Raw genomic sequence first — 213 nt, 5'->3', positions numbered from 1 at the left:
GGTTAAGGAGAGGGGTTAGCGTAAGCGAAGCTCTGAACTGAAGCCCCAGTAAACGGCGGCCGTAACTATAACGGTCCTAAGGTAGCGAAATTCCTTGTCGGGTAAGTTCCGCCCCGCACGAAAGGTGTAACGATTTGGGCACTGTCTCAACCAGAGACTCGGTGAAATTATAGTACCTGTGAAGATGCAGGTTACCCGCGACAGGACGGAAAG

The 213-nt window shown here is 52.1% G+C and carries 1 rRNA gene; it reads left to right on the top strand.

Annotated features, from left to right (window positions below):
* A 23S ribosomal RNA gene (locus MR167_RS32730) occupies positions 1 to 213 on the top strand; the annotation flags it as partial.

This window comes from Bacillus cereus group sp. BfR-BA-01355, assembly GCF_022663675.1.
GTDB classification, from domain to species: domain Bacteria; phylum Bacillota; class Bacilli; order Bacillales; family Bacillaceae_G; genus Bacillus_A; species Bacillus_A thuringiensis_S.
The sequence above is the reverse complement of the archived record's forward strand: the minus strand, read 5'-3'. Positions and strand labels throughout refer to the sequence as shown.